This window comes from Cyclobacterium jeungdonense (genome assembly GCF_010994275.1).
In the GTDB taxonomy this organism is placed as follows: Bacteria; Bacteroidota; Bacteroidia; order Cytophagales; family Cyclobacteriaceae; genus Cyclobacterium; species Cyclobacterium jeungdonense.
In genome coordinates this window covers 428,450-451,598 of record NZ_WMCD01000003.1, presented here as the reverse complement: position 1 = coordinate 451,598, position 23,149 = coordinate 428,450, and the positions used below count along the sequence as shown (strand labels likewise).

Genomic DNA, 23,149 nt, shown 5'->3' with positions numbered 1-23,149 from the left:
CGTACCATCTATTTTTCGAGTTGGGTTTTTTTCAGGAACTTCTTCCTGATTACCTCTTGTACTGGTCTGTTTTCAATTTTGCTCTCCAGCCAGGAAATGATATCCAGGTATAAAAAAGCCCGCTTTTCGTAGGGGTGGTTCTCAAAGATTTTCAGCTTTTCCAGCAGTTCGACGAAAGCGCTTTTCAGTTCATGGTCATAAATTCTGCTCAAATTTCGTACAAACCGTACCATTTCCTTCTGGACCTGATGTAAATCGTCCATCTTAATCAAAAAACGATACACGTTCCGGATCTGAACATCCAGCTTTTCGTCCTGACCCGCTTCGTAACTGGCGATTAATTTCAAAATATGGGCGAAACACTGCAAATCTTCCCTCAATCCATCCTGGTTGTTTTGGATAACCTGATCCAGGTAAAAAATAGCCTTTTCATTATCACCATTTCCGAAATACAAACAGGCCACTTTGTAATGCAGTACCATCAGGTGGTGAATATCAAGTTTATTCCGGATAGGTTTTATGTCCCTCAGCAGTGCTGGAACTACTTTTTCCACCCCGCGGGTAAATTCTCCCTTCAAAAAATGAATGTTGACCAGATTGGAATACAAATATAAAAACGCAAGGATTCTGCTGTTGTCATCCATCACAAAATTACTGCTTTCGAGGCTATCGCGAAATTCTTCCAGCACCTTTGAAAACCGATCGTAGTACCCTAAATAAAAAAGGGTGTCTAGCAGGTAATGGTAGGCCTTCAGGTAATTCCCAGTGGCCACCTTGATCATATGAGGAGCATCATGGAATAGATCAACCCAATGTTGCGCTGCCCGGTAACATAAGGGGAAATCCTGAATAATATGAAAATACCAAACCTGAGCCTGGTAAAGGTACATTTTCTCATAAAATCCTAAAGAAGACAAATCATATGCAGGCATGTTGTGTCTGTAAAAATTCTCCAGCATGAGCCTTCCTTCCCTGTCCTTGATATAACCTGTCTTGAGGTAAATTCCATATAACTGAAGCGAAAGACTGGAAAAACGATTTTTCAGATCCACTTTTTCGGATAAGCGCGAGGATTCCTCGCTTAGTAATTCAGCCCTGTTTCGGATGCTCCGGGTAATGTGCTGCGATTCGATCACCTTCTCCATCTCCACCACTCGCAGCATCACCGTATCCAGCCCGTATTGCGCCGCCATTTGCTTCGCTTTGTCCAATACTTTCAGGCTCTGCATGTAGAGACCCTTGTTAAATAATATCCGCCCAAAATCAATTTGCTCATTGAGTTGAAGCTCTACGTTTCGGTCCGCGTACAACAACCTTAAGGACGTCAGCAGCTGCTTGTACAAATGTGCCTTCATATTTGGCATCTGCTTTTTAGACACAGGTACTTTTTTAAGCAACTGCCCTTCGTCGTAACCATCCATCTTTTCCATGGTCTCGAATAGCCTCAGAAATTTTGCATCCTGATTAGAGGACAACCTTTTGGTAAAAAGTTTGAAATTTCGCTTTTCTGAGGGAGACAGGCTGGAAATTAAATCAAACAGCGAATCTTTTTTAAAATTGGACATCATATATAAATAGACTATAAAGTCTTGTTTTTCAATTTATTATATAATTTAAAATTCAATCAGGTATCGGACATATAAAGTTAATCGAATTTAGGGAGCAAGACGAAGGTTTTACATTGAATCTCCATAAAAAAACCAACACAAGCATGGATGAGAATCACGTAATGATCTTTGACACAACCCTTAGAGATGGAGAGCAGGTCCCGGGTTGCAAACTAAATACACCTCAAAAGATCGAAATTGCCCGTCAACTGGAAGCCCTGGGAGTAGATGTGATTGAGGCAGGATTCCCTATCTCCAGCCCGGGAGATTTTAAGTCGGTAGTAGAAATATCGAAACATGTGACCGAACCCATCGTTTGCGGACTATCCCGGGGTGTAAAAAAAGACATTGAAACCGCCGCAGAAGCACTGAAATTTGCCAGAAGACCGCGAATTCATACCGGCATCGGCACCTCGGATTCCCATATTAAATACAAATTTAAAAGCAACCGCGAACGCATTTTGGAATGGGGCTCGGAAGCCGTTGCCTACGCCAAAACATTTGTGGAAGATGTGGAATTTTATGCTGAAGATGCCGGCCGAACAGATAATGAATACCTGGCAAGGGTATGCGAAGCAGTGATAAAATCCGGAGCTACCGTATTGAACATACCGGATACCACCGGCTACTGTTTGCCGGACGAATATGGGGCAAAAATAAAATACCTGGTAGACAATGTAAGGGGCATTGAAAACGTGGTGATTTCCGCCCATTGTCACAATGACCTCGGTCTGGCCACTGCCAATTCCATTGCCGCCGTCATGAATGGCGCACGACAAATAGAATGTACTATCAATGGTATTGGAGAAAGAGCCGGTAACACTTCTTTAGAGGAAGTGACCATGATCATGAAACAACATCCCCGCTTAAACGTGCACAACCAAATCCAATCCAAATTACTGAATCCCATTAGCCGATTGGTCTCTGAAAGGATGGGTATGCTGGTGCAACCCAACAAAGCCATTGTGGGTATCAATGCATTTGCCCATTCCTCTGGAATTCATCAGGATGGCGTCATAAAAAACCGCGAAACCTACGAAATTATTGATCCGGTGGAAGTAGGCGTGACCGAATCCATGATCGTCCTCACCGCGCGATCCGGAAGGGCCGCCCTGGCCTACCGGGCTCATAAAATCGGCTATCAGCTAACCAAGCTTGAACTGGACAAGGTTTACAAGGTATTCCTTGATCATGCAGATATCAAAAAGGAAATACTGGATGAGGACATTCATTCGATTATTGGAGAGGCAGGGGTCCAACAGCATCAGGAAGCCTGATTACTAAATTTTAAAAATGGGGAGCTTTCCCCATTTTTTTATTCTTACTCGTCAGGACTCCCTTTTTGAGCCCAAGCCTTCCGGAAGAAAAAGCCTCCTGGCGTCTACTGCCATTCAAAAGGTCCTGCCCCACCCTTAAAAAAACATTTGTTTCCACTGCTTTTATGCGTTAAATTATCCAACAGATTTTAACCCCGTACTTTCATGAAAATGTGGAATAAAAAAAAACAACTTGGACTGAAAAAATACCTGACAGCCTTCCTGATGTTAGGTTGCATGCTCACCGCTACAGCGCAACAATACGATCTACTTATCAAAGGAGGTCATGTAATGGATCCCAAAAATAAAATCAATGAGGTCATGGACATTGCAATCGCTGGCAATGAGGTGGCGCTAGTCGAAAAAAACATTGCTGCCGACCTGGCAGGACAGGTAATTGATGCCTCCGGGCTCTATGTATGCCCTGGGCTGGTAGATATTCACACGCATAATTTTTACGGATTGGACCCTTATGGTCAATACAGCAGTGGGTACAGTTCCATTCACCCGGATGGATTTACATTTCCTTACGGAGTGACTACCGTAGTGGACACCGGTGGGTCCGGCTGGAGGAATTTTATTCAGTTTAAAGAGCAGGTAATCGACCGGGTACGAACCCGGGTACTGGCCATGTTGAACATTGTAGGCCACGGCATGAAGGGCTCTCCATACGAGCAAAATCTCAACGACATGGACCCTAAAATGACCGCGATGGTGGCCAGGCAATACCCCGAACACATAGTAGGCATAAAGGTGGCGCATTATTCCGGACATCAATGGGAGCAGATTGATAGGCTGGTAGAAGCTGGCGAAAGAGCCAACATCCCAGTAATGGTGGATTTTGGAGGCGCCAACCCTCCCCTTTCTCTTGAAACCTTATTTATGGAAAAACTCCGGCCCGGTGACATCTACACCCATATTTTTGGCGGAGGAGGCTTTGGCAGGGAAGCCATTGTAGATAAAGGAGGCAACCTCCGTCCTTTTGTCAAAGCGGCTCAGGAAAGGGGCATTGTCTATGACGTGGGACATGGGGGCTCTAGTTTTGCCTTCAAGCATGCCATTCCTGCCATGGAGCAGGGACTTAAACCCAACACCATCAGCACCGATAGTCACATGAGCAGCATCATGAGTGGAATGAAAAATATGAACAACGTCATGTCCAAGTTTTTGAACATGGGCATGAACCTCAACGAGGTAATCACCGCCTCTACCTGGACTCCTGCGCAGGTAATCAACCGGCCGGATCTGGGACACTTAACGCCAGGAGCGGAGGCGGATATTGCCATTCTGAATGTATTGGAAGGTGATTTTGGCTTTACAGAAAAAACCGGTGAAGGTAAAATGATGGGTAGCCAGAAAATAGAAAATGAACTCACTATTCTTGCAGGAAAAGTGGTTTGGGACCTGAATGGACTCACAGCCCCTCTCTGGAACGAGTAGATTAACCGAAAATTCAATGAAAAGGAGACATTTCTTCCAAAAAGCCGGCGCACTCTCAGCGGGAATCGCCCTGGGTATTAATGAGAATCTTCAGGCCACTACTCAAGCCGCCGATTACAAAAACCAGGCTTTTACCGTGGGGATTAATGATTACAAAATCGATTACCATGTGCCCAACCTCCATCAGGCCCTTTCTATCCTGCATGTGACGGACACCCACCTCTGGCGGGACGATGAGCGAGGTAAGCCTTACCGCCAATATAGCAAGCGGATGGCTGGAGCCTACAATGAAACAAAGCATTTCCTAACCGGGGAGACTACAAACCCAGAGCAGGCTTTTGAAGCTACCCTGGCAGTGGCTAAAGAAGTAAATGTGGATGCCATTACCCTTACAGGAGACCTGTTTAGTTTTCCGTCCGAAGCAGCCATCGAATGGGCCCTGGAAAGGCTTGACGCATTGGACATTCCCTACTTTTATTCAAGTGGAAACCATGACTGGCATTACGAAGGCATGGAGGGAAGTTTACACCAGCTTCGGGAAACCTGGCTACAAAAACGCCTGTTACCCCTCTATAAGGGGAGAAATCCACTGATGTATGCGGTAGAGGTAAAGGGCATCAACCTTGTCAACATCGATAACAGCTATTATGAAATCCTTCCCGAGCAACTGGAGTTTTACGAAGAGCAGGTTCGCAAAGGCTTACCCATGGTATTGATGATGCATATTCCCTTGTATGCTCCAGCCCGAAGCCTGGGTTACGGATGCGGTCACCCGGATTACAACGCTGCCAACGACCGGAACTATGAATTGGAAAGAAGGCAACGATGGCCAGAAAAAGGCCATAGCCAAACCACCATGGACTTCCATCAGGCAGTATTCGAAAGCCCAAATTTGCTGGGTGTTTTTGCAGGCCACATTCATCGGCAAACAGTAGATTGGGTGAAGGGCATCCCCCAATTCCTGACACATCCCAATGCTGCCGGGGGATACCTGGAAGTAAATTTTCAGCCCATGAACGGTCAGGAACACCTGAAATTCACTTAAACCAAACCAATTGGATTTAAAATTTTGCCTGGATTTTTTCTTCGTCCAGGCCTGCCTGTATGCTGCCGTCTTCAAAAACGATAATGGGTCTTTTGATCATGCTGCTTTTTTCCTGTAACAAAGGGATGGCGGAAGTTTTGTTTTCGGCTGCGGATTTGGCTTCCTCGTCTAGCTTTCTGAAGGTTGTTCCCCGCTTATTGAACACCTGCTCCAACCCCAGCTCGTCGATAAACTTTCGGAGTAAATTGGAATCGGGCTTTTGCTTTTTGTAGTCCACAAATTCGTAAGGTTTGCCCGCCTCCTCAAACAGGGCAAACGTTTTTTTCATTGTGTTACAGTTTTTAATACCGTAAATTTTAGTAGACATATTAAATCCTATTTAACGTAAATTAACAAGGTATTTTCTTACTTTTGGAATATTTATTGCAATTTAAAAATGAAACAAGTTTAACAAATAAAGAAATTTGAATCATGAATTATTCAAAAGTATCCAAAGTATCGCTTTTTTCCATGTTGTTTTCCCTTTGTTTTGCCTTCGGAACATTGGCTCAACAACTTCCTCAAGGAGCACAGCAGCAGGTCAATGACAATTTCTCAGATGATGAATACGAAAAATTTGTAGCGATAAATCAAACACTTGCTCCCATGCAGGCCGAGGTAGAAGCCAAAATGGTTGGCATTCTGGAAGAAAAAGGCATGGAAGTACCCCGGTTTCAGGCATTGATGCAGGCACAACGCCAAGGCAATATCATGGATGTCACCGATGACCCCGATGAAATTACCATATTTAATCAGGCCGGTCAGGAGATTATGAAAGTTCAGCAGGAAAGTCAGCAGGAACTACAAAAACACATTACGGACAGCGGAATGGAAATCCAAAAATTTCAGGAAATGTCCATCGCTTATAACCAAAGCCCTAAAGTTAAGGAAAAAGTGGATGAGATGATGGAAGAGCAAAATCCGGAATAAAAACGAAACCAATATAAAAAAAGAGGAATTAAAATGTTCCTCTTTTTTGTTTTCAGCTCTAAATTTCTGGCAGCGAAGCCACTGTTTCACAGCTCTCTTACCGTTCGTACTACTGTTTTTACTCCCCCTCTTCTTTACTATAGGTATTTTAGGCTGGTTTTTGTTACATTTAGACATGTTTACACCTCCCATTTCCGCGAAATTTCTACTATTCACCTCGGCTGCTTTCCTAACCGTGTTCCTTTCCTGGGGGCAGGAAGTTCGTATCAGTGAAGAGCCGATCACCTATACCACCTATCCCTTTTCAGACCCAAGTCCGGTGCCATCTCTGGCTTACAAAAGAGACATCTATCCCTATTTCAAGTTCGACGGATACAGCTTGGATCCTGTCAATAAAGAATGGAATAGGGTAACCCTGGAAAACGAGTACCTAAAAGTCACCATCATGCCCGAAATCGGTGGAAGGGTCTGGGGCGCCGTGGAGAAATCCACTGGATTTGACTTTATTTATGAAAACGAAGTGGTCAAATTCCGAAACATTGCCATGCGCGGTCCCTGGACCTCGGGAGGAATCGAATTTAATTTCGGAATCATCGGCCATTCCCCTTCTACCGCCTCGCCTGTTGATTTCGTTACTTATGAAAATGAAGATGGCAGCCTTACCTGTGTGGTGGGAACCATGGACCTGCCGTCCCGAACGCAATGGCGGGTAAAGATCAATTTACCCAAGGATAAGGCTTATTTCGAGACGGAAGGCATTTGGTACAATCCCGAACCTTTGCGTCAACCCTATTACAATTGGATGACCGCAGCAGCCCACGTGGGAGAAGATCAGGAGTTTTTTTATCCGGGACACATCGCCCTACAACATAGCGGTGCCCTCATGGATTGGCCCCTACAGGAGGGGAAAGACGTGAGCCTTTATGCCAACAATGCCTTTGGCTCCAGCAAATCCCACCACATGGCGGGATCTTTCCAAAATCACTTTGGCGGGTATTTTCACGATCAGGGATATGGTTTTGGACATTTTTCCAGTTACGATGACATGCCGGGAAAAAAATTATGGTTATGGGCCCTTTCCCGGTCCGGCGGTATTTGGGAAGACCTGTTGACCGATGATAACGGGCAGTACATGGAATTTCAGGCGGGCAGAATGCTCAACCAGTTTTCGCCCTCCTCCCGACAGCCTAGTCCTCTGACCAAGGCCGGTTTTGCACCCTATACCGTGGACCGCTGGATGGATTACTGGTTTCCCGTCAAAGAGATAGGTGGTATCAGTGCTGTTAGTCAGAAAGGGGTCTTCCATGTCAAGGAGGAAAACGAAACACTTACCCTGTCCTTCAACCCGTTCGAAACCATACAGGAAAACCTGCTGGTGTACATCAACGACAAACCGGCACAAACCCTTCCTCTAATGGGGCAACCGATGGATGTGATTACCAAAAACCTGACCCTGGACGCTCCCCTTGAAAAGCTGGAATTGGTTCTGGGAACCGAAAAAGTTTATTCCTGGGCAAACAAAGATCCCATGAAATTGAGCCGTTCTTTTGATAAAGCCGGAACGGAGCCACTTTCAGCCATTGAGGAACTTTATTTCAGTGCCCGCCAGGACTATTACAGTAGAGCCTATCCTGAAGCCCAAGCCAAATACGAAGAAATCCTGCGGCAGGAGCCTGGACATCAGCAGGCCAACATTGATTATGCCGAGCTGCTCTTTCGCTTTGGACGCTACGAGCAAGCATTGGAACAAATCGCCCAGCCCCTGGCCACGGACTTCTTTGATCCACAGGCCAATTTTGTAGCCGGAAGCATTTACCGGGCAATGGACCAACCCATTGATGCCCTGGAGGCTTACGGCTGGGCTTCACGGTCCATGGAATTCCGCTCTTCTGCGTACACGGCCATGGCGGAGATCCATCTGGCCGAAAACAACCTGGAAAAAGCATCTGACTATGCCCGGAAAGCGCTGGATTTTAATGTGCACAACATCATGGCCTACCAGGTACTGGCCGTCAAACACCGGCTGGCCGGAGAAAAACAGCAAGCTGGGGAGGTATTGGAAAAGCTATGGGACATCGATCCCCTGAATCACTTTATCCGGTTTGAACAGTACCTGAACGACCCAAAACCACAGGCACTGGAAGCATTCCATGCACTGATAAATAATGAGTTCCCCTACCAGACCCACCTGGAACTAGCCGCCACTTATCTAAAATATAACCGTAAATCCGAGGCCTTACAGGTACTGGCACAAAGTCCGGAACATGCCCTGGTGGATCTTTGGATGGCCTTTCTGGACGAAGAGCAACAGGAATCGAGCCTGGACGCCCTGCTAGCCAAGCCCATTGACTTTGTGCTGCCCTACCGAAAGGAAACCCTGGAAATGTTGAACTGGGCCAGACAGGAAAGGCCTCACTGGAAGCTGGATTATTACCTGGCGCTTAACCTAATGGCGTTTAACGAAACCGAAGAAGCAGCAAAACTATTGACCGAAATTGACGAAAAGGCGGATGAAGCCACTTTCTACCTAAACCGGGCCCTTTTGCTTGATCAAAAAGGAGGAAAAGATCCCTTGGCAGATTTAAAGAAGGCCTGGGAAATGGATCCTTCCCAATGGAGGCACTGGCAGCATCTAGCCCAATATCAGGCAGAAAACGGCAATGACCAGGAGGCCTTATCCTTGTTAAGGGATGCCACCCGGAAGTTTTCCGGAAGCTACGTGTTGGAAATGGACTATATCCGGATCCTTAATAGTCTGGGCCAATACAAAAAAGCCATGGACCTACTCGCCAAAATCCACGTTTTGCCCTATGAAGGTGCCGGAGAAGGCAGAGCGCTTTTTGAGACGGTGTACCTGAATGCAGCCCTGGAAGACATACAATCAAAGCGCTGGAAGTCCGCCCGCACTAAACTAGAAAAATCCTTGGAATGGCCTGAAAACCTGGGCGTAGGTAAGCCTTTCACCACCAACGAAACGATGCAGGATTACTTGATGGGATTGGTAGCAAAAGCCCAAAATCAGGAGGAGTCGTTCCGGTCCCACATGCAACAAGTAGTAGCCGCTACGGCCGACATGTCCCCTAACCGCTCCGAGCAACTGCTGGCTTTATTTGCCCTGGAAGCCTTAGGAAAAAGGGAGGAAGCTGTTGCGCTCTGGGAGGAAATCAAACGTGAGGGAAATGAAGAAACGGTGAATTTTATTGGTAGGCTTTACGCTGGTGTCGACCAACCGATCACATCCAAATCGGGCAATCGCCGGGAAGCTTTACTGGAAAAGATAGCGGGAGTACGCAGGGATCTTCAAAAATGAGGTCAAACGTATATCCTGAGGTGGGAATATCCCTGTCCTTCCAGGTCTCCGACTAAAAAAACTAAGGATTAGAGGCGATTTCGAAGTTTTCGATTTCGGACCGGCATTGGGTGCGAACTAACGCGCTCCCTCCCATTGGAAGTCGGGCCTTAGCCGTTTTTCTCCGATTGAAGATGTTTGAGAATTCGTCTGATTTTTACTCTCACCGAAGCACTCACCTTGTCCAGGGAATCCTCACAGAGCAAACGAAATTCATTTTTTAGCTCCGGGAAAAGTTCGACAATCTCAAAATAGGCCGCAAATGCTGCGGCTTTCACAAAGGCTCGTTCGGAAGAAAGCAAGGAACGAACGGTTGGTTCCAGGTGCTCCGCCTGTGCTGCAGTCAGGGCGACTTTTGGGATAACCTGCAATAGGTGAAGCCGACTTTCCCAGAAACGAAGTCCGTCCAATTTATTTAGGAGTTGGGCTACCTGATCGGGCGATAGGGTGCCTCCCTGATCCACATGGTGCTTCAGCACCCAACTGCTGGAAACCTCCACCGCCGCCTCTGTTTCAAAAAGGCTAAGGGTAATGGGGATAAAAGACGGATCCTCCCGATTTTCTTGGTATAGGTTTTTCAAATAGGCCGTATGCGTACCGTCCCATTGAAGGAATGCTTCTTTCAGCTTCTTTTCATTCTTGTTTTCCATTTACGTTTACTTTCTGTTTTTCCGGGGGCCTGTTCCGATCGCCAATTATTTAAGGTCCGAATCTTAATAGTCTAATGCCAGAAATAGACTTGTGGTTAGCTGGAGCAGGGCTACCGGTGCCCAGATGCGTTCGGTTTTACTGGGCGTTATCGCATTCATAATGGTTCCGATACCAAATAAAGCGACCATCACCCATATGCCTACCGATGAGATGGATTCAAGCCCCGGAAACATCCGACCCGCCCTTGCCCAAGCAATGGCAACCATCCCACCTAATACCAGCGCATTGACAATGGCAACCAACCGCATTTTCGGCGGGTATTTGCCAGGGTATTTGCCACCCATAGATGCCGCTCCCCAGGGCATGCCGGCTGCCAAACCAAGCTGAAATAGGATCACGATGCCTGTCAACGTGGTGAACAAGATGAGGGATACGGTCGCTACCATTGGTTGTCATTAAATGCACTCTCAATTTACTAAAAATCGGATTGTCCGGGTTGGAAGCCCGGAAAAAAAAAAATGCGTATCCGCCGGAGCAAGCTTCCGACCAGGAGCCAAGCCGCTTGGGGAGGATTTTACCAATCCGATTGAATGTAATTTCCGATAAACTCCAGGTGTACCCGTCAAAATTCGTTGTATTTACGAATTGAATGACCACCGTGTTAATTTCTTTGTGGTACCTGGCGGTGCTCTGGTACCCGGGAATCCGTCCGGTATGCTCGTACACGTTTATGGAGGAATAGATCTCCTGCTCATCGCCGGTAAACAGGGAGCCCTCGTTTAATGCCCGAAGGAAAATACCCACATCCTCGGCGGTCGCTATCATGGAGCCGTAGTCCGTCATTTTGATATCTTCCTCCACGCCTACGTAGTATCCACTCATCAGCTCCTCCGGATACACTTCCTGCAGGGAACCGAAGGTATTTTTCAGTCCCAATGGAAGCAGAATTTGCTCTTGCATGTATTGAAATTTACCATAGCCCAGCACCTTTTCGATTAGTTCGGTTAGTAACAGGTAATTGGTATTGGAATAGGCATAGGCTGTTCCCGGTTCAAAGTCAGCCGGTAAATCCAGTACCCGCTCCAGTGCTTCCCCGCTGCTCTTCGGCGGATTGATCCAAAAATCCGGGGTATCGGTCACATTGGGGATCCGGCTCCGGTGCTGCACCAGCATGTGAATAGTAATCGTTTCGGCATGTTCCATCCTTCCGAGCAGCTCCGGGAAATAATCGACCAGGGTTTTGTCCAGGGATAGGCGCTGCGCACTTATCAATTTAGTGATCAGCACCGCATCGTATAGTTTGCCTATGCTGGCAATTTTGAACAAGGCATCGGGACGGGCGGGTAGTTCCGCTTCGCGGTTATGCCAGCCGGCGGGGTAATACTCCGGGTCCGCTCCCTCTCGGTCCACATATACTAGAATGCCATCAAAATCATGTTTCAGCGCAGCCCTTACTTCTTTCCCAACTGTATTCGGTAGTGGTGCCATCCAGGCAAACAAAAGCGTCCAGGGCACCAAATACAGTGAAATCGGGGTCCCAACGAGCAATACTATTCGGAAGATTCGTTGGTTTTTGTGCCTTTTTTTGAAAATTTTAATATCCGTATAAGGTACTTTCACCTAAATAGTTACTTCTTTATTCTACGGGGATTCCATTATTCATTTGTTTATGAAAAATGTGCGGTAAAAATCCGTGCCTATCAAATATCACCCTATTTGCATTTTTGATTTAAAACGTACGCTAACAAACATGTCGGTTTACCTACCTATCTCTCAACAGCAGTAAGTTATCGCGCTTAGACATGGATTAGCTCTGATTCGATTGATTTTAAATAGTTGTCCTTGACTCCCATCCTTGATACTAAGTCAACCTTGCAGCCTACAATTTTTTCCAAATCGTCAGTCAGATCAATAAATCGGATTAATATAGTGATGGCATCTGAATTCGTTTGTCCTCCCGTTCGTTGTAGTGATTCGCCGCAATCCTCCATGCCAGGCGATACGCTTCTTTTTGAAGAAATGAGGGGGTCTCCGAAATAAAGCCCCTGATATCAATCCTATGTTGGTTAATTTTTTGTAGGTAAGTCTTACGGCTTAGCAGCCGACTTTTCGCCCAGAATCCTGGTTTTTATCAAACTCCTTTTTGAATGGACCACATCCACCATATCCATAAAATGGTTCTCTGAGTCTAGCAAAGGAATCTGGCGTTCGTTACTAAGAAGTATTTTTTCTGACAGTTGGTCCTGAGAAATATTTTCAAGGCTTCGAATGGCATTGGTTACGATCAAATCTCCAAAAATAGTTCTGAGCTGGTTGATGTCCAGAAACCGGGCCTTTTCTAAGGTCACATTATCTTTCAGCAGGACCCATCCCTGTTCCATTTCCTGGTTTGCATCCTGGTCCAAACTTTGAATATTTTCCTTTTGAATATCCTTCAAATAATGTTGAACCAACTGGGTGATTTTCCAGGTATCAGCGGCGTTCAAATTGGTTTCCTCTTCCGGATAAACTTCCATTAATGCCTCACTGTATGCTTTGGATAGTAAGGGAAAATTATCTGACAACTGAAGTCGTAAGCTTTTGGAATCAATGTATCCAATAAATTTTTTATAAATGGAATCATAGGAGTCAACGAACACCCAGTAGTTAACGCCTCTTAATTTTGACAAAATCGTTGAAAAAATAAATAATCTAGAGGTCAACCAACCCTTTCCACCATAAATGTCAATGACTGAGTAGTCATAGCTGCCTTCTTTATTGAATTGCTCCATCAAGTCCATAACGCCACTGGAAAAATCGTCCGACTTCACTCCTTTTCTAATATCCCCTACGTATTCGTTACTCCATGATGAGGAAAATTCTTTTGCCTTTTCAAATTCCAATTCAACTCCTATTGCGCCGATCTTTGTAGTTCTCTCCAATAGGTGGGGTATGTATTTCCTCAAAAAAAATAGGATAAACAATAGGGTAATTGGCCAGATCAATTCCTGAAGCAATGGAATCCAGGTATCCATGGAGCTTAAAGGTGTAATTTGTGCGGAGTACATTGTCCATTATTTTTGTTTATCAAACAAGTTACGCAACAATAATAAACTATTTCCAGGTACTTTATTATAAAAAGGCAGCGAAGTACTTTTTTCCTATTCTAAAACATCAGTTTTGGGTTTCAGGGTCAAAACTAAAAAAACCAGCCCTCTATGTTGACTGGTTTTTTTGAGCATTCAATGAAGGGAATTAAAGGGTGATTGACTTGTACCCCAACTCCTGTAATCCAAACATGTAGATCAGGCCGTTTTCCGTAATCGGAGTTTCCTCCGGTAACAGCGTTTTATCTATTCCAAATTGCTGAATAGACAGCCCGCAGACCAGAATTTTCAGGCCATGGTCAGACACGGTGTTTTGAATCAGTTTTTTCAATTCGGCATCTTCAGAAATTTCCTTCACCAGCATACCGCAGGCCACGATTTGAAAATCTATTTTTTCACTTTTGGAATTAAATGCAATTCCGGTTTTTATACCGGCCTTCAAATGCTGGGCATTCATAACCAGCATAGCATACTTGCCATCCTTTCGGACAGCCTGCTCTGTTTCGTTGATAGCCTCAAGCGTTTGCCCATTTGCCAGACCCAGGCCCAGAGTTAGTAAGGCGATAAATGTGATCAGGTATATTTTCATTATTTTTTTATTTATTGTAAATACTGTATGCTTTTGGATTATTTATGATGAAAAACAACAACCCCCCAAAAAGGGCAACGTTTTTCCAGAATGGCCCATGAATCAACCCATTACCTAGCTGTATAGTAATGGTAATTGGAACAAGTACTAAAAACAAGGTAAGAGCCGTCCAGCGGGTAAAAACACCCAAAAGGAAAGCTGCCCCTGCAGAAAACAGTACGTAACCCGTCATTATTCCTAAGAGGTACGGATCGCCAAGAAAAGTGGCAAAAGAGCTGAAAGCAGCCGACTGTATGCGCTGTGCGACCTGCTCTGGATTGATCAGGTGTGAAATTCCAGCCGTTATAAATATCCCGCTAAGGAAAATACGGAATAGGAGAACGGAAACCCCACTCACTACCAATGGTTTGTTCATAGTTAATACATTTCATCTGTTTATAATTTTCTTTTATTGGTCAGAACTTGTCCCGCACCGAAGGTCGGGATAGCCTGTCCCGATACTAAATCGGGAGAATCTCGCATGATTTATAATCATCCCACTATGTGGCGTTCTCGTCATGCTCGATTTCATGATTTGATAAATAAACACCGATTTAATCAGGTAGTTGGTATCAAATCAGAAATCGCTGATGCAATAGGTAGGAAGGAGTTTTTCCTCTTTGCTGAGTAAAATAATGGAATGAAAGATTGGTTTTAACGCGAGATGAAAAATGTATTTCACTTGGAAAATCGAGAAAAAAGCGGAAATCAATTTGTTTTCCTTCCTTTTTATGCTGCTTTTCCAGCTTAAAAAAAGTCAAACAAGCATTTTTATTCTGTTGTTGAGTGGGTTGATTAGAAGTCTTTGTAGCCGATCCTAGTGGCAATTCCCTCTTTAATGAACAAGGAATAGCCATGATTGCGACCAGCACAAAAACAACTACTTTCCTGAACCCTAAAAGAGAGAAAATCATAACTTTAATATTATCATCTATTAATTCAGGGTTTACGGAAAACTGGGCGTTATGGTTCTTACCTACTCACAATCAGTGAAAGAAATACCTAAAAAGTACGGAAATGTGAACCAGGGTAAATTCCAGCAGGATTAGCATTTGAATACCGAAAAAGAGAATTGAAGAGGTACATGAATCTTACGGCTCCAGGTACCTCTTCAATTCTGCTTCTTTGGCCAGTTGTGCTACAGCGTATGCTTGACTTGATAAGAAACGCCTACTCGGTAAACTCGACCACGGTTGCACTCACGGTCAACGTTCGCGTGTAGTAAAAAGGCGGAATGCCGCCAATGTGCTCTTCTGTCAGTATATTGGTTAGCGTTCGCGATCCTGAGGTCAAATCGGCCTCCTCGATCATGGCAGAATAGGCTTCATTAAACAAGCTCCTTCGGTTCTTTCCGCCGAAAATAAGGATGTAATCCACCTCTGCCGCTCCTTTTACCTGTCCCAGTACCTGGAAATTGTTGCTTCCAAGATTTACCTGGGTATTGTTTTGATTTTGGTTTAATATCCAGGCCTGATTGACTCCACAGGATCCAAGTCCGAGGATCATTGCCAGTCCCAGAATGGCATTTCTTGTTTTTTTCATTTTGCGTAATGTTTAAAATTAAGAACTATTTTAACTTGCCGAAGGTATTTTTAATCAGAAAGCTTCGATGCAGCAATGGTATGGAAGACACATACCATCAAGAACCAAGAAAATCGTTGGGCTCCTCACTTTTCTTGGTTTCAAACTGTTCCAATTAAATTTCCGGGTAACCCGAGGTCCTAACGCTCAATACGGTTTAACGCCCCTAATGTTGGCCATCTGCTTCAATTTAGTTGAAAGAAGTTAAATGCCAAACACGAAAACTTGGCAGTGATGAATAGCAATTCTTTTGAGATGGGATAAAAGTAACCTGATTAAACCCTTATCTTGTGTATTCATCCAATTTAAAAATGATGCCTATATACATGGATCGACACGATCTATCTGCGGGAGTCACTGCTGAAAATGTGGCCCGTTTACACCAGGAAGACCTAAAGATTCAGGACGATTTTAATTGCCGGGGGTTGACCTATTGGTTTGATGCGGAACGAAAAACCGCCTTTTGTCTGGTGGAAGCACCAGATGCAGCATCCGTACACCGCATGCATGACTACGCTCATGGGCAGGTGCCCCACGCAGTAATCGAAGTAGATGCTGGTTTGGTTGAGTCATTTCTTGGAAGGATGGAAGATCCAAAGGCTATTTCAGGAGTTGAATTGAACCCTATAGATGAACCCGCCTATCGCTTTTTACTTTCTGCACAAATAGGATTTCATCGGCTTGAAACCTCACAGCTTAAAGGACTGGCATCATCCATGAAGAGCTTTAAAAGCCGGATCGTTGAATCAATTCATGCTTTGCACGGAACTGTGGTCCGGCAAGAAGGTCGCCATATTCTGGCTTCTTTTAAAGACGCAGGACGGTCGGTGGAATGTGGTTGGGCTGTTGCAAAAACCTTGGCTATACAATATCCCGATCTGACCCTCAATTTAGGTCTAGATGGGGGCATTCCAGTAACCGAAAGCAAATCCATTTTTGAAGATACCGTCAGATCCTCCAAAAGGTTATGTGAATCCAGACAGGGATTTTCAGTCTCTCCAGGAGTTCTCGAATTGTACGACGATTATTCTTCAAAGTCCTCTCACACAACGATGGGAATTGTAGCAGTGAGTGCATCAGAGATAGTCTTCCTTCACAGACTACTGGATTACCTGGATTTGAATTTTTCGTGTACAGAATTGAGTATCGATAACCTTGCATACGGCCTTGGATTAAGCAGATCTCAATTATTCCGGAAGACGAGGGGCCTGATGAATTGTGCGCCCAGCATTTTAATCAACTCCTTTCGACTGGAAAAATCGTTGGAAATTTTCAGCAGAGGTTCCTCGGTATCAGAAACGGCCTATTTATGCGGTTTTAACAGTTCTTCCTATTTCTCAAAATGCTTTCATAAAAAGTATGGAGTCAGTCCAAAGGATTACATCCTGGCAATGCAAGAATAACCAAATTTTAGTACACAAAACCCTTTCCTGATCAAATTTTACATCTATTTGAACAGATTCTACCTGCGACACCATAGAAGTAGCAGTACCTTTACAGAATAAACCAAAAAAACGTAGATATGTCCACATCATTATTTGAACGATTAGGCGCAGAGAAAGGCATTATTAAAATTGTAGACGACGTGGTGGAAGCACACATGAACAATCCTGTAATTTCCGCGAGGTTCACCCCCTATTTAGAGCAGCCCGAAAATTTAGCGAAGGTCAAATCGCACACGGTAAATTTCTTTATTACCGGAAGTGGAGGTCCCCAGGTTTACGCCGGAAGAACAATGGAAACCACCCACAGAGGGATGAACATAAGCGCCGAAGAATACATGGAGACCATGGATGATATCTTTCTGGTTCTTGACAAACATGGCAAGGATGCACAGACTAAAAAAGACGTGCTCGAGATCCTTTGGTCCCTCAAGGGTATGATTATTGGAAAGTAAAATGAAATAAACCTGGAAAAAAGCATAGTCGGGCTCTTAAATCCAATAGGTACTCCGCAATTAAACCAATCCGGGTAAATTGGAGCACCATTTAGAGCAGATATTATCCAAACAAGACTTTAGTCCCCATTCACGTATTTCCGCCAGTTGTGTTGTTCTTTGAATCCCAACACTTCCCGGATTTTTCGATTGGAAAACAAGGCTTCATGCGCTTCCAATTCCCGGGTAACCGGCACGCCCGGAAAAAAACGCTCGGCCAATTCCTTGCTGGGGATAATCGCGCCGTTGTGATCGTTTCCGGCATTGAAAACCTGAAACCCGAGGTCGTCTTTTTGCAAACATAAATCCACAATCTGCCCCAGATCACGAGCATCAATGTAGCAAAAGGCATTTCGGCGGCGAACTTCGGGATGTTTGAAGTAATGTGGAAATAGTTCTTGGTATTCGTGTGGCTCAATCACATTGCCTATGCGGAGTGCGTATATGTCAAAACCCGACCTTCGCTGGAAGGTGCGTGCTGTTTTCTCATTTACCACCTTGGATAGCCCGTAACTATCCATGGGGTCCACATCGTAGTCTTCTTCCAATGGTAGGGAATGAGGGTCGGTAGGTCCATCGGAAAAACAAACCCCATAGGTGGTTTCTGAGGAGGCGATGATTATCTTTCGGATACCCAGTTTTACTGCCGCTTCGATCACATTATAGGTACCCATGGTATTAACCCGAAAAGTTTCATTATCCGGGTTGATTAGGATCCGGGGAACGGCGGCAAAATGGACCACTGCATCAAATTTTGGAACACCATTTCCTGGTTCCAACTCATCCAGGCCGGCATAGGAACTCATGGCGTTAAACATCTGTCCGGAATCGGTAATGTCGGCGATAAGGTTATCCACCCCCGGACGATCCAGTGGTTTCAGGTCTACATTCATCACGCGATGTCCCTGACCGAGCAGGTAGGGGACCACGTGTTTTCCTGCTTTTCCGGATCCTCCGGTGAAGAAAATTCGCTTTTTAGTCATATGGTTTACTAGTTATTGTTTAATCCAAATTAGGCGAACCCAACGTCCGCTGTGGTTTTCGCTGAATTATTTTTTAACCGCAATTATTATTCCTGTTGCCCAGTTCTATTTTGTCACATTCAAATCGCTTCTGCGCTCTAAAAAGAATTTATGCCACCGCGTAGGGGTTCGTTTTGTATAGATTCATTGAATTTTCTATCATCATGGCATCCCTTCGGGATTTTTCATGGTACCAATCCAATAAAGAAGATCCCAACAAACCTGAATTATAAAAAAGGTTTTAGCTTATCGCTTCTTATGGGTCTATTTCCTCCCAGGAGTGATAAAGGTCGCCTACTTCTGAAAACCAATGGTTCCTTTTTTCGCCTGTTGGAAATTCCTTTTCTCATAGTTAAATATATCCGATAGGGTCATCGCATTGCTGGTGGATTCGTAGTTCATCTGGCGAAGTAGTTTATTTGCTTTCTCCGGAATCAATGGCTGAAATTCATAGTAGGCGATCATCCGGCCTTTTCTCAGCAGGGCTTTGTCAATTTTATCTATGCTGGTATTAAAGGTACAAATGATTTTAAAGTTCAAATAGTCACTGAATAGCCCGTCTGTCAATTGCAGAATAGTAGAAACCACCGAAGTTTCATTCACCTGTTCCCGGCTCGTCAGCACTTTCTCTGCATCTTCAATAATTAAAACAGCATTTTGGTTTTTGAGAAGGAAGGAAATAAAATTGGGGTGGAGCAATTCATTAATAAATTCATTCTGTATAAAGATAAAGCTCTTTTCCTGATGCCTGCTAATCAGATTCTTAATGTAAGAGGTTTTACCTGCTCCCGGAACCCCATGAAGCAAAATTAACCCCGCCTTGTCGATGTCCAATGAGGCTTCTATAAGTTCATTTATTTCGGCAAAGTCATCGTTATACAATTTTTGAATATCACACTCGAAGTTGTCTGTTTTTACCTCCTGGGTAAAAAATCCGTTATCGTTTCTGGACAAAACTTTAAAGCCTGGGGTTCGGTCCAAACCAAATTTCATTCGTAATTTATGGTTCGTCAGAATAACCCATTGTTCCAAATCCAAATCTAAAGCATCATATAGTGTGTCCACATACAATTGATCGAATTCCAATGACAGCCAAATGAGCAATTTTTTGGTTTTGCTTTTCAGCAGGTATTGGTAGGGAAAATCTTCGCTAAAGTCGGCTACTTTAGTATCCTCGGTATTCCAATGTTTAAAAACCACTCCCATCTCCTGCGCTGCCAGGTCGATCGTCTCCAGCACCATTTCCATATGTGCCCTGTCCATTTTAAGGGGAGTTTCAAATCCAACACTTGAAGGCAGCCGATCAAAGCACACCGAAAAATAGGAATACCTCTCAAATTCATTGTAATAGTTGAATGAATTTATTAATTCGGCCATTTACTGTTTTGTTGGTTAGACTTTAGGTTATGCACAATTCGTTTCAACGCTGCCGGTTAAGAAACGGTTGGGATTCAGTGAGGAGACCAGTGCTGGTTCCAATAAGTCATTTCTATCCTACAATTTTTTTAATGCCACTTCATTGGCATCCAGAATTTTATCCAGGTGCTCTTGCTCCAGGGCCGTGGATAAAAACAGGCTTTCATACTGAGAAGGTGCCAGGTATATGCCTTGCTTAAGCATGGAATTAAAATACTGACCAAACAAAGCCGTGTCGCAGGTCTGCGCATCCTGAAAGTTTCTTACTTTCTGATCCGTAAAAAACAGGCTGTACATACTGCCCAGGGCATTGATGGTATAGGGAAGTCCCAATCGCTCCAGTGTGGATTGAATGCCACCCACAAGGGTTTTACCGGTATTTTCCAGACGGGTGTAAACCGCCGGATTTTGACTCAAATGCTTCAACATGGCTAATCCTGCTGCCATGGCAATGGGATTTCCGGAGAGGGTTCCTGCCTGGTACACCGGGCCTTGCGGGGACACGTACTCCATGATTTCTTTACGACCCCCATAGGCACCCACGGGCATTCCACCACCAATGATTTTCCCCATAGTGGTAATATCGGGAGTGACGCCGAGCAATTCCTGGGCTCCCCCTGGCGCTAGCCGGAAGCCTGTCATCACCTCGTCAAATATCAGTACGATGCCTTCATTGTCGCAAATCTTCCGCAATCCTTCCAAAAACCCAGGTTCGGGCAACACGCAGCCCATATTACCGGCTACCGGTTCCAGAATTATCGCGGCAATTTCATCCCTATTTGCCTCCACTAATAATCTCACCTTATCCAGATCGTTATAAGGTGCCAGCAGGGTGTCTTTGGCAGTGCCCCTGGTCACTCCGGGAGAATCCGGATTTCCCATGGTAACGGCTCCGGATCCGGCAGCAATCAGAAAGCTATCTCCATGCCCGTGATAGTTCCCTTCAAATTTGATAAACTTTTCTTTTCCAGTATAGCCGCGAGCTACACGAATGGCCGACATGGTTGCTTCGGTCCCGCTATTGACCATCCGGACTTTTTCCACTGAGGGCACCATGTTTACGATCAGCTCAGCGATCTCCACTTCCATGGCGGTAGGAGCTCCAAACGAAGTCCCCTTTTCCATAGCTTTGATCACGGCCTCCCTTACTTCCGGGTGATTGTGTCCCAGTACCATGGGACCCCAACTGTTAATTAGTTCTATAAACCGGTTTCCGTCCTCATCAAAGACATAGGGTCCCTCCGCTCTGGAAATAAACAAGGGGTTTCCCCCCACTGCCTTAAAGGCTCTTACCGGAGAATTGACTCCTCCGGGGATAGATTTTTTGGCTTGTTCAAAAAGGTGTTCGCTTCTCTCTGTATTCATCGTCAATTTATTCTTCTATGGTCAAAACTCCTTCTTCCAGCCGTAGCATGGGTACGTAATTATTGTATTTCACATTGGAGAAATCAAAACCAAAGGTAAGCTCCCCCTCCATAAATCCGCTTTGGTTCAGGTTTTTCCGAAAATCAAAGCCGTCACTGGCATTAATCACCTCACACACCATATCAGCCAACTCGTAGCCCATATACACAAAGGAAGAAGGATATACTTTAAACTTTTCCAAATAATTTTCTCTGAATTCATCCAGGATTTCATCATTAAAATCCACAGTATTATTACCCACAAAATGGAAATTCTGAGATTCCATCATTTCGTAGTTGGCAAAATTAAAATACAACCAGCTTTCCATCACTACTACCGGGATGGCCGATCCCAGCGATTCCACCAGCCCAAAGGTTGGGGAGGCGATGTTCGGGTCATCTGAAAAAATGACGATTATATCCGCAGAAGCTTTCTCTTCGGTACCCAGTTTAAGGTTGTCAAAAAAGTCGCGCATTTCCCGGATGGTCACTTTTTGGCTTTCCACTATTTGCAGACCGGTTCTCCTTGCCATCTCGGTAAAGAGATCGGCCAACTGCTCGTCCCTGGTAGTTCCCGAATAGGCAAGCGCTATTCTTCTACCTTCAAACCTGCGGCAATAGTCAATCACTCTCTGGCTTAGCGCATTTATTGAAGGCCTGAATAAATAGGAATGATCGAATTCCCGGATATTGTCGTCAATGTTTGAGAGAGGATTGATTTGAGGGATTTCATATAGTTGGGCAAAAGAGGCCACCTGGGCTGTTTCTTCCGGATAGATGGGCCCAATGATAACATCCGCTTTCTTTAAAAAAGAATCTCTCAGAATTTGGGTTATTTTTTCACCTGATCGCTCGGTATCAAAGGTCTTGAAATTTACTTCCAGGCCCTCTGTTTTTGCTTGCTCCAATGCCAACTGAATGCCCTGATACAATTGCAAAACGAAATTATTGCTTTGCAGGGAGCTCACTCCTTCCCCACCTTCATAATTAAATGGAAGGACAATTGCCACATCTAAAACCCGATCGGTTTCAGGGGCCTCGGTTTCTCCTAAACGAGTATAAATTGAATTCCCGATTTCCTGGTAAATCTTCCTCTCGTTGGAGGACATGGAGCCCTGAGATTCCAGCTTCTCCTTAAGTGCCATCATCAATCCAATATTTTGCGGATATTGGTTGTATTGCACGGTTAGCACGCTGGAAGAACTTACTTTTAAAAAGTCATAGGTAGCCGCATAGGCTTCTTTCTTTAGGGAATCGTTACGGATGGCATCAACCAGCCGAAGGGCTTCTGACGGCGCGGAAAGCTGAAATTGGGTAAGTGCCAGCAGGTACCTGGCCTCGTCTTCCCCCTCCCAGGGTCTTCCGTCCAGCAAATCGGTTAAAACATTTTTTGTCAATTCGTACTGACGATTTCCGTAGGCAGCCCTTGCAAAATGATACCGGGCATATTCGGAAAGATTGCCATATTTCTCTCCATCCAGATAAGGCCTCAGCAATTCCATTGCCTCTTCGTGGCTTTCTTGCGCAATTAACCTTTTTGCCCGTTGGTAGTTGGTCGTGTCCTGCTGGGCAAAAAGAGAAAGCATTGGAAACAAAAGACAGGCAATGATTAGTGGTAATTTCATAGATGGGAGCTTTTTACGTTAAAGAAAATCAAACTTCATACCTGATTTTACAAAAAACCATTTTTTATACCGAAC

20 protein-coding genes are annotated in these 23,149 nt (G+C 44.7%); 7 read left to right on the top strand and 13 right to left on the bottom strand.

From position 1 onward, the window contains the following. Positions 1 to 8: 8 nt before the first annotated feature. On the bottom strand, positions 9 to 1,568 hold the full coding sequence (locus GKS34_RS09445; protein WP_205602044.1) for a hypothetical protein: 1,560 nt from the start codon (positions 1,566 to 1,568) through the stop codon (positions 9 to 11). 143 nt (positions 1,569 to 1,711) lie between these two features. Here GKS34_RS09445 and GKS34_RS09440 point away from each other — a divergent pair, with 143 nt between their 5' ends. From GKS34_RS09440 to GKS34_RS09430, 3 genes are all read left to right on the top strand, one after another. After that, positions 1,712 to 2,884, top strand: coding sequence for a 2-isopropylmalate synthase (locus tag GKS34_RS09440; protein ID WP_163384550.1), 1,173 nt, complete (start codon positions 1,712 to 1,714; stop codon positions 2,882 to 2,884). A 204-nt stretch (positions 2,885 to 3,088) separates the two neighbouring features. Further along, positions 3,089 to 4,363, top strand: a complete 1,275-nt coding sequence (locus tag GKS34_RS09435; protein ID WP_317167971.1) for an amidohydrolase/deacetylase family metallohydrolase — start codon at positions 3,089 to 3,091, stop codon at positions 4,361 to 4,363. A 16-nt stretch (positions 4,364 to 4,379) separates the two neighbouring features. Beyond that, on the top strand, positions 4,380 to 5,408 hold the full coding sequence (locus tag GKS34_RS09430; protein ID WP_163384549.1) for a metallophosphoesterase family protein: 1,029 nt from the start codon (positions 4,380 to 4,382) through the stop codon (positions 5,406 to 5,408). 16 nt (positions 5,409 to 5,424) lie between these two features. On the opposite strand, the gene GKS34_RS09425 is transcribed toward GKS34_RS09430, so the two are convergent. After that, a complete protein-coding gene (locus tag GKS34_RS09425; RefSeq protein WP_163384548.1) occupies positions 5,425 to 5,775 on the bottom strand; it encodes a Spx/MgsR family RNA polymerase-binding regulatory protein in 351 nt (116 codons plus the stop codon). A gap of 104 nt (positions 5,776 to 5,879) precedes the next feature. Here GKS34_RS09425 and GKS34_RS09420 point away from each other — a divergent pair, with 104 nt between their 5' ends. Continuing rightward, a complete protein-coding gene (locus GKS34_RS09420) occupies positions 5,880 to 6,377 on the top strand; it encodes a DUF4168 domain-containing protein (protein WP_240459253.1) in 498 nt (165 codons plus the stop codon). A 175-nt stretch (positions 6,378 to 6,552) separates the two neighbouring features. Continuing rightward, positions 6,553 to 9,687: a DUF5107 domain-containing protein gene (locus GKS34_RS09415; RefSeq protein WP_163384547.1), complete on the top strand. Its 3,135-nt coding sequence runs from the start codon at positions 6,553 to 6,555 to the stop codon at positions 9,685 to 9,687. Positions 9,688 to 9,836: 149 nt separating this feature from the next. Here the strand turns inward: GKS34_RS09415 and GKS34_RS09410 are convergent, their stop codons facing one another. The 7 genes from GKS34_RS09410 to GKS34_RS09380 form a co-directional block, all read right to left on the bottom strand. Then, positions 9,837 to 10,376, bottom strand: coding sequence for a hypothetical protein (locus GKS34_RS09410; RefSeq protein WP_163384546.1), 540 nt, complete (start codon positions 10,374 to 10,376; stop codon positions 9,837 to 9,839). A 217-nt stretch (positions 10,377 to 10,593) separates the two neighbouring features. Then, positions 10,594 to 11,997, bottom strand: coding sequence for a serine hydrolase (locus tag GKS34_RS09405; RefSeq protein WP_317167970.1), 1,404 nt, complete (start codon positions 11,995 to 11,997; stop codon positions 10,594 to 10,596). A gap of 467 nt (positions 11,998 to 12,464) precedes the next feature. Beyond that, positions 12,465 to 13,424 (bottom strand): hypothetical protein, encoded by a 960-nt coding sequence (locus tag GKS34_RS09400; RefSeq protein ID WP_163384545.1) that lies wholly within the window; start codon positions 13,422 to 13,424, stop codon positions 12,465 to 12,467. A gap of 187 nt (positions 13,425 to 13,611) precedes the next feature. Further along, positions 13,612 to 14,052 carry a DsrE family protein gene (locus GKS34_RS09395; RefSeq protein ID WP_163384544.1) on the bottom strand — a complete coding sequence of 147 codons (441 nt, stop codon included), beginning with the start codon at positions 14,050 to 14,052 and terminating at the stop codon, positions 13,612 to 13,614. A gap of 7 nt (positions 14,053 to 14,059) precedes the next feature. Beyond that, entirely contained in the window at positions 14,060 to 14,467 is a 408-nt protein-coding gene (locus GKS34_RS09390; RefSeq protein ID WP_163384543.1) for a DoxX family protein, read from the bottom strand. A 196-nt stretch (positions 14,468 to 14,663) separates the two neighbouring features. Then, the gene (locus GKS34_RS09385; RefSeq protein WP_163384542.1) at positions 14,664 to 15,005 is read right to left on the bottom strand and encodes a hypothetical protein; all 342 of its coding nucleotides are present in this window, start codon (positions 15,003 to 15,005) and stop codon (positions 14,664 to 14,666) included. A gap of 256 nt (positions 15,006 to 15,261) precedes the next feature. Next, positions 15,262 to 15,633 (bottom strand): DUF6567 family protein, encoded by a 372-nt coding sequence (locus tag GKS34_RS09380; RefSeq protein ID WP_163384541.1) that lies wholly within the window; start codon positions 15,631 to 15,633, stop codon positions 15,262 to 15,264. A 365-nt stretch (positions 15,634 to 15,998) separates the two neighbouring features. On the opposite strand from GKS34_RS09380, the gene GKS34_RS09375 reads away from it, so the two are divergent. Next, a complete protein-coding gene (locus GKS34_RS09375) occupies positions 15,999 to 17,075 on the top strand; it encodes a nickel-binding protein (RefSeq protein WP_163384540.1) in 1,077 nt (358 codons plus the stop codon). Between the two features lie 119 nt (positions 17,076 to 17,194). After that, positions 17,195 to 17,569: a group I truncated hemoglobin gene (locus GKS34_RS09370; protein WP_163384539.1), complete on the top strand. Its 375-nt coding sequence runs from the start codon at positions 17,195 to 17,197 to the stop codon at positions 17,567 to 17,569. 119 nt (positions 17,570 to 17,688) lie between these two features. Here GKS34_RS09370 and GKS34_RS09365 read toward each other — a convergent pair whose 3' ends face one another. The 4 genes from GKS34_RS09365 to GKS34_RS09350 form a co-directional block, all read right to left on the bottom strand. Beyond that, entirely contained in the window at positions 17,689 to 18,591 is a 903-nt protein-coding gene (locus GKS34_RS09365) for an NAD-dependent epimerase/dehydratase family protein (RefSeq protein ID WP_163384538.1), read from the bottom strand. Between the two features lie 333 nt (positions 18,592 to 18,924). Beyond that, positions 18,925 to 20,007, bottom strand: coding sequence for an AAA family ATPase (locus tag GKS34_RS09360; RefSeq protein WP_163384537.1), 1,083 nt, complete (start codon positions 20,005 to 20,007; stop codon positions 18,925 to 18,927). Between the two features lie 117 nt (positions 20,008 to 20,124). Beyond that, positions 20,125 to 21,411: a glutamate-1-semialdehyde 2,1-aminomutase gene (hemL, locus tag GKS34_RS09355; RefSeq protein ID WP_163384536.1), complete on the bottom strand. Its 1,287-nt coding sequence runs from the start codon at positions 21,409 to 21,411 to the stop codon at positions 20,125 to 20,127. 7 nt (positions 21,412 to 21,418) lie between these two features. Continuing rightward, the gene (locus tag GKS34_RS09350; protein WP_163384535.1) at positions 21,419 to 23,074 is read right to left on the bottom strand and encodes an ABC transporter substrate-binding protein; all 1,656 of its coding nucleotides are present in this window, start codon (positions 23,072 to 23,074) and stop codon (positions 21,419 to 21,421) included. Positions 23,075 to 23,149: the final 75 nt, after the last annotated feature.

Excerpts from the sequence above, each read along its gene's own strand:
- GKS34_RS09370 (WP_163384539.1), top strand. The coding sequence starts at position 17,195 with ATGTCCACATCATTATTTGAACGATTAGGCGCAGAGAAAGGCATTATT.
- GKS34_RS09430 (WP_163384549.1), top strand. The coding sequence starts at position 4,380 with ATGAAAAGGAGACATTTCTTCCAAAAAGCCGGCGCACTCTCAGCGGGA.
- GKS34_RS09365 (WP_163384538.1), bottom strand. The coding sequence starts at position 18,591 with ATGACTAAAAAGCGAATTTTCTTCACCGGAGGATCCGGAAAAGCAGGA.
- GKS34_RS09440 (WP_163384550.1), top strand. The coding sequence starts at position 1,712 with ATGGATGAGAATCACGTAATGATCTTTGACACAACCCTTAGAGATGGA.
- GKS34_RS09415 (WP_163384547.1), top strand. The coding sequence starts at position 6,553 with ATGTTTACACCTCCCATTTCCGCGAAATTTCTACTATTCACCTCGGCT.
- GKS34_RS09445 (WP_205602044.1), bottom strand. The coding sequence starts at position 1,568 with ATGATGTCCAATTTTAAAAAAGATTCGCTGTTTGATTTAATTTCCAGC.
- GKS34_RS09400 (WP_163384545.1), bottom strand. The coding sequence starts at position 13,424 with ATGTACTCCGCACAAATTACACCTTTAAGCTCCATGGATACCTGGATT.
- GKS34_RS09395 (WP_163384544.1), bottom strand. The coding sequence starts at position 14,052 with ATGAAAATATACCTGATCACATTTATCGCCTTACTAACTCTGGGCCTG.
- GKS34_RS09385 (WP_163384542.1), bottom strand. The coding sequence starts at position 15,005 with ATGATTTTCTCTCTTTTAGGGTTCAGGAAAGTAGTTGTTTTTGTGCTG.
- GKS34_RS09360 (WP_163384537.1), bottom strand. The coding sequence starts at position 20,007 with ATGGCCGAATTAATAAATTCATTCAACTATTACAATGAATTTGAGAGG.
- GKS34_RS09425 (WP_163384548.1), bottom strand. The coding sequence starts at position 5,775 with ATGTCTACTAAAATTTACGGTATTAAAAACTGTAACACAATGAAAAAA.
- GKS34_RS09380 (WP_163384541.1), bottom strand. The coding sequence starts at position 15,633 with ATGAAAAAAACAAGAAATGCCATTCTGGGACTGGCAATGATCCTCGGA.
- GKS34_RS09350 (WP_163384535.1), bottom strand. The coding sequence starts at position 23,074 with ATGAAATTACCACTAATCATTGCCTGTCTTTTGTTTCCAATGCTTTCT.
- GKS34_RS09410 (WP_163384546.1), bottom strand. The coding sequence starts at position 10,376 with ATGGAAAACAAGAATGAAAAGAAGCTGAAAGAAGCATTCCTTCAATGG.
- GKS34_RS09420 (WP_240459253.1), top strand. The coding sequence starts at position 5,880 with ATGAATTATTCAAAAGTATCCAAAGTATCGCTTTTTTCCATGTTGTTT.
- GKS34_RS09375 (WP_163384540.1), top strand. The coding sequence starts at position 15,999 with ATGGATCGACACGATCTATCTGCGGGAGTCACTGCTGAAAATGTGGCC.
- GKS34_RS09435 (WP_317167971.1), top strand. The coding sequence starts at position 3,089 with ATGAAAATGTGGAATAAAAAAAAACAACTTGGACTGAAAAAATACCTG.
- GKS34_RS09390 (WP_163384543.1), bottom strand. The coding sequence starts at position 14,467 with ATGAACAAACCATTGGTAGTGAGTGGGGTTTCCGTTCTCCTATTCCGT.
- hemL (WP_163384536.1), bottom strand. The coding sequence starts at position 21,411 with ATGAATACAGAGAGAAGCGAACACCTTTTTGAACAAGCCAAAAAATCT.